This window comes from Clostridium sp. AWRP (assembly GCF_004006395.2).
GTDB lineage: Bacteria > Bacillota > Clostridia > Clostridiales > Clostridiaceae > Clostridium_B.
In genome coordinates this window covers 774643-787330 of sequence record NZ_CP029758.2, presented here as the reverse complement: position 1 = coordinate 787330, position 12688 = coordinate 774643, and the positions used below count along the sequence as shown (strand labels likewise).

General features: G+C 31.2%; 14 protein-coding genes. 1 reads left to right on the top strand and 13 read right to left on the bottom strand.

Annotated elements, in window-relative coordinates:
* Nucleotides 1–121 precede the first annotated feature (121 nt).
* Nucleotides 122–1348: a D-alanyl-D-alanine carboxypeptidase family protein gene (locus DMR38_RS03565; RefSeq protein ID WP_127720022.1), complete on the top strand. Its 1227-nt coding sequence runs from the start codon at nucleotides 122–124 to the stop codon at nucleotides 1346–1348.
* Nucleotides 1349–1387: 39 nt separating this feature from the next.
* On the opposite strand, the gene DMR38_RS03560 is transcribed toward DMR38_RS03565, so the two are convergent.
* The 13 genes from DMR38_RS03560 to DMR38_RS03495 form a co-directional block, all read right to left on the bottom strand.
* Nucleotides 1388–2287, bottom strand: a complete 900-nt coding sequence (locus DMR38_RS03560) for an RluA family pseudouridine synthase (RefSeq protein WP_127720021.1) — start codon at nucleotides 2285–2287, stop codon at nucleotides 1388–1390.
* A 588-nt stretch (nucleotides 2288–2875) separates the two neighbouring features.
* Nucleotides 2876–3256 carry a RidA family protein gene (locus tag DMR38_RS03555; protein ID WP_065078836.1) on the bottom strand — a complete coding sequence of 127 codons (381 nt, stop codon included), beginning with the start codon at nucleotides 3254–3256 and terminating at the stop codon, nucleotides 2876–2878.
* Nucleotides 3257–3333: 77 nt separating this feature from the next.
* Nucleotides 3334–3909 (bottom strand): bis(5'-nucleosyl)-tetraphosphatase (symmetrical) YqeK, encoded by a 576-nt coding sequence (gene yqeK / locus DMR38_RS03550; RefSeq protein WP_127720020.1) that lies wholly within the window; start codon nucleotides 3907–3909, stop codon nucleotides 3334–3336.
* Between the two features lie 198 nt (nucleotides 3910–4107).
* Entirely contained in the window at nucleotides 4108–4728 is a 621-nt protein-coding gene (gene nadD, locus DMR38_RS03540) for a nicotinate-nucleotide adenylyltransferase (protein WP_127720019.1), read from the bottom strand.
* A gap of 26 nt (nucleotides 4729–4754) precedes the next feature.
* Nucleotides 4755–6029 (bottom strand): GTPase ObgE, encoded by a 1275-nt coding sequence (obgE, locus tag DMR38_RS03535; protein WP_127720018.1) that lies wholly within the window; start codon nucleotides 6027–6029, stop codon nucleotides 4755–4757.
* A 170-nt stretch (nucleotides 6030–6199) separates the two neighbouring features.
* Nucleotides 6200–6502, bottom strand: coding sequence for a 50S ribosomal protein L27 (rpmA, locus tag DMR38_RS03530; RefSeq protein ID WP_013237408.1), 303 nt, complete (start codon nucleotides 6500–6502; stop codon nucleotides 6200–6202).
* 4 nt (nucleotides 6503–6506) lie between these two features.
* Nucleotides 6507–6833 carry a ribosomal-processing cysteine protease Prp gene (locus tag DMR38_RS03525; RefSeq protein ID WP_127720017.1) on the bottom strand — a complete coding sequence of 109 codons (327 nt, stop codon included), beginning with the start codon at nucleotides 6831–6833 and terminating at the stop codon, nucleotides 6507–6509.
* A gap of 2 nt (nucleotides 6834–6835) precedes the next feature.
* The gene (gene rplU, locus DMR38_RS03520; RefSeq protein WP_013237406.1) at nucleotides 6836–7150 is read right to left on the bottom strand and encodes a 50S ribosomal protein L21; all 315 of its coding nucleotides are present in this window, start codon (nucleotides 7148–7150) and stop codon (nucleotides 6836–6838) included.
* 129 nt (nucleotides 7151–7279) lie between these two features.
* Entirely contained in the window at nucleotides 7280–8719 is a 1440-nt protein-coding gene (locus DMR38_RS03515) for a ribonuclease E/G (protein WP_127720016.1), read from the bottom strand.
* A 24-nt stretch (nucleotides 8720–8743) separates the two neighbouring features.
* Nucleotides 8744–9460 (bottom strand): TIGR03936 family radical SAM-associated protein, encoded by a 717-nt coding sequence (locus DMR38_RS03510; RefSeq protein WP_127720015.1) that lies wholly within the window; start codon nucleotides 9458–9460, stop codon nucleotides 8744–8746.
* The gene (locus DMR38_RS03505; protein ID WP_127720014.1) at nucleotides 9429–11282 is read right to left on the bottom strand and encodes a TIGR03960 family B12-binding radical SAM protein; all 1854 of its coding nucleotides are present in this window, start codon (nucleotides 11280–11282) and stop codon (nucleotides 9429–9431) included. Before DMR38_RS03505 ends, DMR38_RS03510 begins: the two co-directional genes overlap by 32 nt.
* Before the next feature lie 123 nt (nucleotides 11283–11405).
* Nucleotides 11406–12257, bottom strand: a complete 852-nt coding sequence (locus DMR38_RS03500) for a M50 family metallopeptidase (RefSeq protein WP_127720013.1) — start codon at nucleotides 12255–12257, stop codon at nucleotides 11406–11408.
* Nucleotides 12258–12275: 18 nt separating this feature from the next.
* Complete coding sequence (locus DMR38_RS03495; RefSeq protein WP_127720012.1) at nucleotides 12276–12638, bottom strand: endopeptidase; 363 nt, start codon at nucleotides 12636–12638, stop codon at nucleotides 12276–12278.
* Nucleotides 12639–12688 lie beyond the last annotated feature (50 nt).

Sequence of the window (12688 nt, the reverse complement as noted above, 5' to 3'; positions counted from 1 at the left end):
TGATTTGCAATGAAATATATTTATGTTTATAATTTAAATTATTGACAATTTAAAAAAATTATGTCGCATATATATTATTTTTTTGATATAATATTTAGGAATTGTCCTAAAGGAGGAAAAAATGAAAAGAATAGTCACATTTGCACTACTGTTTTTGCTTATTTGCTCTAATAATCCCTATGGAGTAGTTCATGCTAAAGAAATGCCTCCTCCTGTTTCAGCTGATGGCGCTGTAATTTTGGATGCAGCCACTGGCCAGCTTTTGTATTCTAAAAACCCGGATACTGCATATCCACCAGCATCCACTACCAAAATAATGACTGCACTTTTAACACTTGAAAATACAAATTTAAATGATAAAGTTATAATCGGTAAAAATCCACCAAATGTAGATGGAACTAGAGTTGGACTTTGTGAAGGTGAGCAATTAACTGTAAAGGATTTGTTATATGGTTTGCTGCTAGCTTCAGACAACGATTGTGCAGAGGCACTAGCAGAACATATAGGCGGTACTATGGATAAGTTTGCAGTTAAGATGAATAAAAGAGCTAAGGAACTTGGAGCTAAAAATACCAATTTTGTAAATCCTACTGGATTATTTAATGAAAACCATAAAACCTCAGCAAGAGATTTAGCTCTAATGATGAGAGCACTATCTAAGCATCCTGAATATTCTAAGATAGCTACTACTATATCTTATACTATTCCAGCTACTAACAAATCCCCACAACCAAGGGAAGTATGGAATGAAAATAAATTAATACAAAAACAATCCACCTATTATTACAGTGGATGCTTGGGAGGTAAAACAGGATATACTATACAATCATTTCACTCCTATGTATCTACAGCTACAAGAAATGGACAACAGCTTATAGTGGCACTAATTCACGATAAAAATAAAACTTTTTTTCCTGACGCAGTATCTCTATTTAATTTTGGATTTAACAATTTTACCTTTACTAAATTGTACCAAAAAGGAGCTTTAGTCACAACTTATAATAAAGATGGACTTTCTGTTCCACTGATTGCCGCTTATGATTTTTACTATATTAAAGCTAAAGATGATACAAATGTACCACAGGTAACCCTAAAGGATAAAAACTTAATGTTTAGATTCTTTAAAAAGGGAAATATAGTTGATGAGGCTTCTATATCCTTTGAAGGAAGAGAAATAGGAAAATTAAAGCTTGCAAGCAGCATAACTCATGGTGAAAAACAAGTATTAAATTCTAACAATATGCAAAAAATTATTATGAAAAATAAGTATTTACTCGCTGTACCACCTATCATTATAATTTTAGCTGTTGTATTTGTGTTGAAAAGACGTGTATTCTCTAATAAATAATTATATTAAAATAAGCTGAAACTTAAAATACATAGAGTTTCAGCTTATTTTTTCTATTAATTTTAGAATATCTTCTGGGATAGCAGTTTCTAGCTCCAATATCCTATTTCCTCTAGGGTGTGGAAATTTAAGCCTATAAGCATGAAGTGCCTGCCTATTTATATACATACTGTCGTCCTCTTTTCCATACAATGTATCTCCATAAAGAGGATGACCTAAATAACTTAAATGTACCCTTATTTGGTGGGTTCTTCCCGTTTCTAACGTAAGCTTTAATAACTGATCATTCTTAAAATTCTTCATTACCTTATAGTGAGTAATGCTTTTCTGTCCTCTTTCATCTATAATTCTTCTTATGTCTTCTCCTTCTTGTCTATATATTGGCAAATCTATAGTTCCTTCATTTTCTTCCATCTTTCCATGAATGACGGCAATGTAACTCTTTTCAAATTCTTCACTTTTCATGTCTCTTGCCAGAGCCATATGAGCAAATTGATTTTTTCCAACTATTATAAGACCTGAAGTATCCATATCCAATCTACTTACTAATCTGACTATACAGTCTTCTCCCTTCTCTTTAAAATAATACATAAGTCCATTAGCCAAAGTACCTGAAGGATAACTTCTTGTAGGATGCACCACTATACCCGGTCTTTTATTTACAACTATCAGATCATCATCTTCGTATGCTACTTCTATATCCATTTTCTCAGGCTCTACATTTTGAGACTCCTCTTTTACAAGGTTTAAAGATATACTTTCCCCTGACTTTACTATATGGTTTAATTTTACCCTTTTATTGTTTATCTCTATCCTTCCACTCAAGGCCGCCCCTTTTATAAGTCTGCCTGAAAGTCTCTGAACTCTTTGCAGGTAGTATCTCAATTTCAAGCCTTCATCTTTTTCATCTACTGTAAATACTATCTTATTTTCTTTCATACAACTTTTCCTTTCCACAGCAAGCTGCTAAATACAATTAAGAATTAATAGTTAAGAATTAATAGTTATGGATGATTTTCTTCCGTTAAAACTGCAGAAAATCTAAAATATAGTGCTACTCACGCAAAACTTTAATAAGCTTCAAATTATAAACCTTATATAGTGATTCTAATTGAAATTTGAACTTATACATAAAATATACTGACAAAATTGAAATCACCTTTAAAAACTTTTTAAATAAGTCTTAGCTTGGTATTTTAGAAAATCCTAAGAGATTATATATGTCTGAGGTACGATTTTATATAATCTTCTTTAGGTTTTCTGAAGTGTTAGGAGTTTCTAACTAAAAAATAAACTTATACGTAGAAATATTTTACAATAAACAAGTACATTTAAATATTTTGTATATAAGTCTTAGTGGAAAATTTACAAAAAACTTAGGGCTTTTAAATTGTCTGAGGTACGAGTTTTTAAAAGCCCTTATGTTTTTGCAAATTTTCTGCTTAGACTTATCAAAACATTTAATCGTACTTGTGATTGTAAAAATATTCGGAGTATAAGTTTATTTTTCGTTTAGAAACTCTACAATTAATCAACTAATGCTATTACTTCTACTTCAACCAATGCATCTTTTGGAAGCTTTACTTCTACACAAGATCTTGCAGGCATATCCTTTTTAAAATATTTTGCATATACTTCATTTACAGCTGCAAAATCTGACATATTTTTTACATATACAGTAGTCTTAATAACTTTATCAAAACATGTTCCTGCTTCTTCTAGTAAAGCTTTTATGTTTTCAAGTGACCTCTCTGTTGCCTTTTTAATATCACTTGAGACTAATTCTCCTGTAGATGGATCCAGTGGAATTTGGCCTGATGTAAATAAAAAGTTTCCAACCTTAACAGCCTGAGAATAAGGTCCTACAGCCCCTGGCGCTTTTTTTGTGCTTATTATTTCTTTTTCCATTATAAAAAACCTCCTAAAATAAGCTTAAAATTTATAATATACTAATTATAGCGTATTTACTTGCATACAATTAGAATCTATTTATTAGCTTTTTTAAAAACCAAATAATTTCTGCCGCTAATTGTATTTACATGCAAGAGTTGTCCCCTATCAATTACAACTTTTATAGTATTATTAAAGGCATCTAAAAGTGCAGTATCTAAATTTGTAAACGCCTCTTCTCTAAGTATTTCTACTCCCGGGAAATTTCTTAAAGGCTCTATGTAATCTGCAATATACACTATCTTTTCTAAAAGATTCATATCTTTTTTACCTGTAGTATGACAAGCTACTGCACTCAATATTTCCTCATCATAAATCCCCATAACATTTTTTGCTATCACTGCAGCAATGTTTCCATGGAGAAGTTGAGGATTTAATGCACTTACTTCATCTATAGGAATCTGATTCTCATGTGCCATAGACAAAATTTCATCATTTGACATGTGCTTGGCACAATCATGAACAAGCCCTGCTGTACTTGCCTTTTTAACATCCACATGATAAAATTCAGCTAACTTTATCGCCGTATCCTGTACACTCAAACTATGCTCATATCTGTTTTTCTTCAGCTTCTCATTTAAATATTCTTTGATCTGTTCTTCACTCCACATCCCTTATCACTCCAAAAAATTATTTAATTTCATTTATCCGATGACTACCTGCTCTAATATTCCCGTTTCTCCAAGTGGTAATAAAGAGCAGCTACGTTCCTGGATAACGATTCCCCCTAAAGGATAACGCCTTCTAAGTGCTGAAGCACTAAGAAGCCTGTTAATAAGCATCAGGTGGAGTCAAAACTCCATCTGACGTCAAGGACTCTGTTTATAAAGATTATGTTGTTTAATAATGTCATAAACACTCTCGGGAAGAAGATAACTCACATTTCTGCCCATCCTAATATTTTTTCGTATATCTGTAGAAGAAATATCAAATAGCGGAGCATCTAAATATATAATTTTAGTAGAATACTTTTTTTCTATTTTTTCTTTCTGTTCTTTTATGTTTTGTGCAGTAAAATCTGGAAACCCCGGCCTATTAAATACTATAAATTGACACAACTTAAATATATCCTCTACCCTGTTCCAATTTTCAATGTCCATTAGACAATCTACTCCCGTTAGAAAATACCATTTGGTTTTCCTTTCAGCCTTATTAAAATGTTTTAAGGTATTATACGTATAGCTCAAATTAGGTTTATTTATTTCATATTTACTTACAGAGAATTTACTTTCCGTACCTACAGCTGCCTTTACCATCTCGTATCTCAAAAAAGCACTTGTTACATCTTTGTTCGCTTTATGGGGAGGATTACCTGTCGGTATAAATACAATATTATCTACTCCCAATCTATATAAAGTTTCATAAGCTATATGTATATGTCCATTGTGTATTGGATCAAATGTTCCCCCAAAAATAGCCTTTTTAACCATCTATTTTCTCTCCATTTATTTTTTTATTACATTACATAATCAAATTCAAAATCATTCAGCTTAACTACATCCCCATCTTTAATTCCCATATCCATTAATTCCTGCATAACTCCTTTGTTTTTAAGTACTTTATAAAAATATCGTAATTCGTCAGGATCATTTACATTGACACTTCCAAGTAACCTATCAACAAAACTTCCTTCCACTATAAAAGTATTTTCTTCTTTTCTTATGTTATAAGTAAATTTCTTTTCTTCAGGTACAAATTTATCTTCTTCATTTATTTCAATATTTTCTACAGGTATAGTACTTAGTATCCTAGCAGCTTCCTTCATAAGTTCTTTAACACCCTGTCCTGTAGCTGCAGATATTTTAAATACCTTGTCATATCCTAACTTGCCAACTTTTTTTCTGAAGTTTTCAAATAGTTCATTGTCATATAGCATATCTGATTTGTTTGCAGCAATTATCTGAGGCTTATCCCAAAGTTTAACATCATACTTTTTCAATTCCTTATTTATTTTTGTAAAATCATCAAAAGCATCTCTTCCTTCAATTCCTGATATATCTACTACATGTATTAAAAGTCTTGTCCTTTGGATATGTCTTAAAAATTCAATTCCAAGGCCTACTCCTTCTGCTGCACCTTCTATTATACCCGGTATATCTGCTATTACAAAGCTTTTTATTCCCGAAATATTAGTTACTCCCAGATTAGGAGATAATGTTGTAAAATGGTAATTTGCAATTTTAGGTGTAGCCTTAGTCACTATAGACAAAAGAGTTGATTTTCCTACATTTGGAAATCCTAAAAGTCCTACATCCGCCAATAACTTAAGTTCCAAGGATATATATCTTTCTTCTCCTGGCATTCCTGGCTCAGCAAAATCTGGTGCCTGCCTTACAGGAGTTGTAAATCTTACATTTCCTCTTCCGCCTCTTCCACCTCTTGCAACTATGCATTTGTCTTCAGGATGCGCAAGATCTGCCATTATTTTATTCGTTTTCACATCCCTTACAACTGTTCCCATAGGTACTTTTATGTAAAGATCTTTTCCATTTCTTCCAAAACATTTAGATCCTGAGCCATTTTCACCTTTTTCTGCACGATACTTTTTCCTATATGCAAAATCCAAAAGTGTAGTGCTTTCTGTATCTGCTGCAAGTATAACATCTCCGCCTTTTCCGCCATCTCCACCATCTGGTCCTCCAAAGGCCACATACTTTTCTCTTCTAAAAGAAATGGATCCATCTCCACCATCTCCTGAGGTTACAAATATTTTAGCTGTATCTACAAACATGCCGCTCACTTCCTTTCAAAAATTAATTATATTAAATTAAAAAATCACTTTATTCTAAATTCTATTATTCCCACAGATAAGTAAGTAATTCACTCTAACCACAGTATACAACTTTTTTCTTAAAATAAGGAATTTTAAAAAAGCACCCTCATTAGGGTGCCTTAATAATACTATTCAGCTGCTAATTCTTCTAACTTTAAAGGATATACGCTGGCCTTCTTTTTAGTCTTTCCTACTCTTTCGTATCTAACTACACCATCTATCTTTGCAAATAAAGTATCGTCAGATCCTCTTCCAACGTTAGTTCCAGGATGAATTTTTGTTCCTCGCTGTCTAACCAATATGTTTCCAGCTAAAACAAACTGTCCATCAGCAGATTTAGTACCTAATCTTTTGGATTCACTATCTCTACCATTCCTTGAACTACCTACTCCTTTTTTATGGGCAAATAGTTGAAGATTCATAATTAACATAAAATTACACCTCCTCTACCTTTACATTTATATATTCACCAAAATTAAATTCAATACTTTTCAAACCAAGTAACATAGTTTCCACAAGTACCTGACATTTTAAAATGTCATCCTCTTTCATATCTTTTAAAGAAAAGCTTAAAAATCCATCCTTTATAGAGTACTTTAATTTAAGCTTTAACACTTCTGTTATTCCTATTACAGTAGTTTGAGATATGGCAGAAACAGCACTACACACCATGTCATAACCCTGGTTAACTGACTCTGCATGGCCTTTAAGTACAACTGAAACCAAATTACAGGATTCTCTTTTAAAAAATGCTTCAATCATAATTACGCATCAATTTTTTCAATTTGTAATTTAGTGTAAGGCTGTCTATGTCCCTGCTTCTTTCTGTAATCCTTTTTAGCCTTATACTTGAAGACTATAACTTTTTTAGCTTTTCCCTGTGCCAATACTTTAGCACTTACTTTAGCTCCTTCAACTACAGGTTTTCCAATAACTACACCTGCGTCATCTTTACCTACTACTAAAACCTTGTCAAGTTCAACTGTTGAATCAACTTCAGCATCTAATTTTTCAACATATATAACGTCTCCTTCTGAAACCTTATACTGTTTTCCACCAGTAGCTACAACTGCATACATTTAAAACACCTCCTCAATCCAGTCTCGCCTAAAAGGTATATAGAAAATTCTTTCTATAATTTATAAAACCTTTTTTGAGCGGTCTACAAATGCCATTTTAACACATATGTTATTGTTTGTAAAGTTTTTTCAATTTACTTTAAACTCTTTCAGATGATCTATCTGGCTCATAAACTCAAGAGGTTCTATCTTATAAGATACTTTCTTTTCGTAAGTAATATATATTCTCTTGTCCCCAGCACCTATACCTTTTATGAACCTATCCATATTATTTTTAATATCCTTTTCATAAGATACATCTATCTGTATGTGAAAATCTTTTACATCCCTGTCACAACTTATATTTGAAATTTCATTTCTTATGAGAACCATCATATAAGATAGTTTTATTTTTTTTCCTGTTCCATCACAGTACCTGCAATCTTCCTCTATATAATCATATATTGGTTTTCCCTGTCTTTTTCTAGCTATCTGCACTAGATTCAACTCTGTAAAAGGGTATATAACAACCTTACTTTTGCTATTTAAAAAGCCAGCTTTAAGTTTGTCCATAACATTTTTCTTGTCTACCTCATCCTCCATATCTATAAAATCTATTAATATTATTCCGCTCAAATTTTTAAGCACTATTTGCCTTGCAATTTCTTCTGCCGCTTGCAAATTAGTTATAAATACTGTTTTATCCATTTTATTATTTCTTATGTTTTTACCCGAATTAACATCTATTACAAACATAGCTTCTGTTTTATTTATAACTATATATCCACCACAATTTAATTCTATTCTATTATTTCGTAAATTTAATATTTCATGTTCCATATTATAATGAGACAGAAGAGTTTTTTCACCCGTATACAGTTCTAGGTGTGCATTTACATTGTATACACCCTTTAGGAAATCCTCTATATATTTGTAATCCACATCATTGTTTACATATATCTTTAAATTACTATCCCACAATCTATCTCTAAGTACTTCACCCAGCGCACCCCCACTATCAAACATGAGTTCAGGCTTTAGAGCATACTGAGCTTTATTTTTTACTTTGTTATATATATCATTCAATTTATGGATCTCTTTGTTTATAAATTCTGCTGGAGCATTCTGGGCATCGGTTCTTATCATTACCCCAATACCTAATGGTATTTTTATTTTCTCCAGTATAAGTTTCTTAAAGGATTCATCCTGTATTTTTTGTGAAAACCTCATGCCTTTACTAAAATTACTTAAAACACAATATTTGCCTGGCAAGCTTATAATTTTGATAACTTTGGCTCCTTTTCTTCCGTAATCCTCCTTTGTCACCTGTACCAAAATTTTTTCACCTTTTTTTAAGTTGAGATTTCTAAATTTGCTATCCATATACATATAGGCATTTCTCCTGCAGTTTATATCTATAAAAGCACATTTTATAGCCGGTACTACATTTTTAACTACACCTATGTACACTTCTCCCGGATAAGCATTGCCCTTTTCTTCCTGAATGTGGCATTCTTTTAGAATACCATTATCCTTTATAGCAATTCTCAAAAAACCTTCCGCACTTCTTTCAACAAATACTTCTTCCAAACCATAGTTCACCTCTCCTTCAGGTTAATATAAGTATGATACATACTCATATAATGGGAGTAACTTATTTTGTCTTTTACCATACACTTCTTCTCTCATTATATCAATAAAACAATCTTTGTCAGCATTTTCAGTATTATCTTGTATAAAACTTGATAAAAGTTCTGGAGATAAATTTTCTACACTTCCACAGCTTATCACAGTTTCTAGCCTAAGTTTATTTTCAAAAACATCATAATTCAATTCCTTTATTAATTTTTTTATATCTATTTCCTTCTCTCCCTTTTTAGTCTTCTTTATTGTATCCCAAGTTGTAGATTTCATTAAGTTTTCCATGTTTTCTTTAAGTTTACTTATGTCTTTATATTTTATGTTAATTATGTACTTAGCGGCATTTATTTCCGCCATGGATTTAAATACTTTTTTATTTTCTACATTTTTTACCCTATCTACCCTTAACACTTCTATTCCACTAGGTGCACTTTCATTTAATTTTTCTTTAATATGATCTTCTAAAACTTCTTCTTCAAAATATAAGTCCATATATTCTCCGCAGGAATAAACTCCTACAGCTAGAGGCTGTGCTATAGACATATTTATGTGTGGATTAAATCCCTTAGAATATTCTATAGGAAGCTCTGATCTCTTTATCATCCTCTGTATGGTTCTCAATAAATCAAGGTGTCCTATGAATCTTATACTATTTTTTTTACTGAACTTTATTAAATACTGTGCCCTCAAAGCATTTACCTCCTAAATTAACATTAACTCCACAATTTTTACATCCCAATCTACAATCCGGAGTTACTTCAGCCCTTTTAGCTTTTTCATTTTCCTCTATTAAGAATTTCTTATTTACTCCTATATCTATGAAATCCCAGGGTAGTATCTCTTCATAACTTCTATTTCTATAAGCATAAAAATCGCCATCCACATTACATTCTTTAAAAGCTTCTTCCCATAAATCAAAATTGAAATACTCTGACCAACTATCGAACTTAGCTCCCTTTTCGTAAGCTTTAATAAGTACTTCACAGAGCCTTCTATCTCCCCTTGCAAATACAGCTTCCAAATAACTTAAGGGACTTTCATGCCAATTATATACTATATGTCTACTGCTTATAGAGGATCTCAATTCTCTAATCTCTTCTTTAACATCTTCCATTTTTATTTGAGCCGTCCACTGAAATGGCGTAAAAGGTTTTGGTACAAATATTGAAGTACTGACTGTCACTTTTAATCCTTTTTTTCTTTTATCCTTAGGTACTTTAAAATATTCATCCACTACTTTTTGGGATAAATGCGCAATTTCCTTTACATCTTCCATAGTTTCGTAGGGAAGCCCTATCATAAAATACAACTTTATGGTAGACCATCCAGACTCAAAAGCACTACTTACAGAATCCATCAAATTTTTCTCTGTAACGCCCTTATTTATTACATCTCTCATCCTCTGACTTCCTGCCTCTGGTGCAAAAGTAAGTCCAGTTTTCCTAACCTTTTGTATTTCATTTATAAGTCCTACAGAAAAAGAATCTATTCTAAGTGAAGGTAAGGATAACCCTACTTTGTCTTTTTCATGTTCATTTATGAAATTAACGACTAAATTTTTTAAATCTGAATAATCACATATACTCAAAGAAGTAAGAGATACCTCTGAATATCCTGTACTTTTTATAAGTTTATCTGCTGTTTCCAAAAGTTTGGATGTTTTTTTCTCCCTTACAGGCCTGTATATCATACCTGCCTGACAAAACCTGCAGCCTCTGGTACATCCTCTAAAAGTCTCAAGAGTTATCCTGTCATGTACTATATCCGTATAAGGCACTATAATTTTATCTGGATATTCCACATCATTAAAATTTTTAATTATCCTTTTAGTAATCTTAGGTGGTACATCATCATAAAGCGGTTTAAACTCCCTTATAGTTCCATCTTCATTATAGTTTACATCATAAAGAGAAGGCACATATATACCTTCTATATGGCATACCGCCCTCAAAAACTCCTTTTTTCTTCCTTTATACTCTTTGTAAAGATCCATAATCTCGTTCATCTGTTCCTCAGATTCACCTAAAGCAAACATATCTGCTATATCAAAGAGAGGTTCAGGATTATAAGCGCAAGGTCCTCCACACATAATTATAGGATCTTCTTCTCCTCTATCAGAAGCCCTAACAGAAAGTCCAGCTAAATTTAACATATTTAAAATATTGGTATAACTCATTTCATATTGAAGAGTAAACCCTATAAAATCAAAATTCTTTATAGGATCTTTGCTCTCAAGTCCATAAAGTGATATATTATTTTTTCTCATAAGCTCTTCCATATCAGGCCAGGGTGCAAATACTCTTTCACAATAGGTATCTTTTCTTTCATTTAGTATGTAGTAAAGTATTTTCATACCAAGGTATGACATTCCAACTTCATATACATCTGGAAAGCAAAATGCATATCTAATATCTACTTCATCCTTATTTTTTACATAGGAATTCATCTCCCCTCCAATATATCGGGCAGGTTTTTCCACTTTAAATAATATATCATCAGAAATTCTATTCATTAAAAATCCTCCTCTTAGGTATCATTCCTATATTTTAGCATAACCAAAAATAATTTAAAATATATAAACCTAAGGCAAAGACAAAATCTATACAATCTTGATCCTTCCTTAGGTTAAAAAGTATTATTTATCATTTAATATTTCAATAAATTTTTCTAAAGTTATATTTCCATATAACTTCAACCCTTCTATGATCTCTTCTTCATATATTGTATCCATTAAATTCATCTCATCATCTAAGACCATAAATATATTATACTTATTCTTATCAAATAGCCCCATAGCTGTAAGCAAATCCTGTCTATAGTGTATTGATAAAGTTCTATTTTCAATATAACCTCTCTTTATAAACTTATATCTTTTTTTAATTATATCCCCCATGATTATATATGATATCCTTTCATTTTCCCTTAAAGAAGTAGTAACTATAAATATTCCTATTATTCCTATACTAAAGTTGCTATATCCATTTAAAAATAAGAGAATGTACATAAACATAAGTGCTATTCCAATAAATATACTTGTTATTATCATAACTCTATTTGCTTTTTTATAAGTCATTTTTAAGCTTAGGACACTTCTCAATATCCTTCCCCCATCCAAAGGAAAAGCCGGTATTAGATTAAATAATCCTATAACTAGATTTATAGAGAAAAGCATATAGCAAAGGCTTGAACAAAAATTCTTATATGCAAAATAAAAAACTGCACTAAAAATTAAATTAGCTGCAGGACCAGAAATTGAAATTATTAAATCCTCTCTTGGATATGCTTCATCTAGATCCTTAAGTTTTATAACTGTTCCTATTGCTATAAATTCTATGTCAAATCCAGAAAACTTGTAATATCTAGCAACTAAATAATGAACCATTTCATGGAAAAAAACTATAATAAAAGTATAAATAAGTTTCCCTTTATACCCTACGAAAATCAGAAATATCACATATGGTATAAAATATTTACTTATTTTAATCACAAAAATACCTCTTAAAATTTATTCTTCTTCATTTACTCTAATTCGATTCATTACATTTTCAGCCCCGTTTTTAATATCATTCATATTTAAATTTTTGAGTTGAGTTTCTATCTTACTATAATCATAATTTTCATCCACAATTTCCTTAGAATAACTATATACACTTTTAGTCTGTGGAGTCTGCATAATTTTGCAAACTATAACAAATGCAAATAACACTAAAACTCCTATTAGATCCCTTATAATTCTCTTGACCAAATAATTACTATTTTGGAAAAAGAAACCTCCACTACTTCTCATTCTATCATGATGCGGTGAATAATTGGCTCTTCCTTTTAAAGAATTATAATAATTTTGGTATTCCGAATCATAATTTCCCAATATAGATTCCCCCATTTAAAATGATACACATAATTATATATATTTAAGGG

Bases quoted from the DNA above. Each gene is read 5' to 3' on its own strand.
- DMR38_RS03565 (WP_127720022.1), top strand. From the start codon at position 122: ATGAAAAGAATAGTCACATTTGCACTACTGTTTTTGCTTATTTGCTCT.
- DMR38_RS03560 (WP_127720021.1), bottom strand. From the start codon at position 2,287: ATGAAAGAAAATAAGATAGTATTTACAGTAGATGAAAAAGATGAAGGC.
- DMR38_RS03555 (WP_065078836.1), bottom strand. From the start codon at position 3,256: ATGGAAAAAGAAATAATAAGCACAAAAAAAGCGCCAGGGGCTGTAGGA.
- yqeK (WP_127720020.1), bottom strand. From the start codon at position 3,909: ATGTGGAGTGAAGAACAGATCAAAGAATATTTAAATGAGAAGCTGAAG.
- nadD (WP_127720019.1), bottom strand. From the start codon at position 4,728: ATGGTTAAAAAGGCTATTTTTGGGGGAACATTTGATCCAATACACAAT.
- obgE (WP_127720018.1), bottom strand. From the start codon at position 6,029: ATGTTTGTAGATACAGCTAAAATATTTGTAACCTCAGGAGATGGTGGA.
- rpmA (WP_013237408.1), bottom strand. From the start codon at position 6,502: ATGTTAATTATGAATCTTCAACTATTTGCCCATAAAAAAGGAGTAGGT.
- DMR38_RS03525 (WP_127720017.1), bottom strand. From the start codon at position 6,833: ATGATTGAAGCATTTTTTAAAAGAGAATCCTGTAATTTGGTTTCAGTT.
- rplU (WP_013237406.1), bottom strand. From the start codon at position 7,150: ATGTATGCAGTTGTAGCTACTGGTGGAAAACAGTATAAGGTTTCAGAA.
- DMR38_RS03505 (WP_127720014.1), bottom strand. From the start codon at position 11,282: ATGAATAGAATTTCTGATGATATATTATTTAAAGTGGAAAAACCTGCC.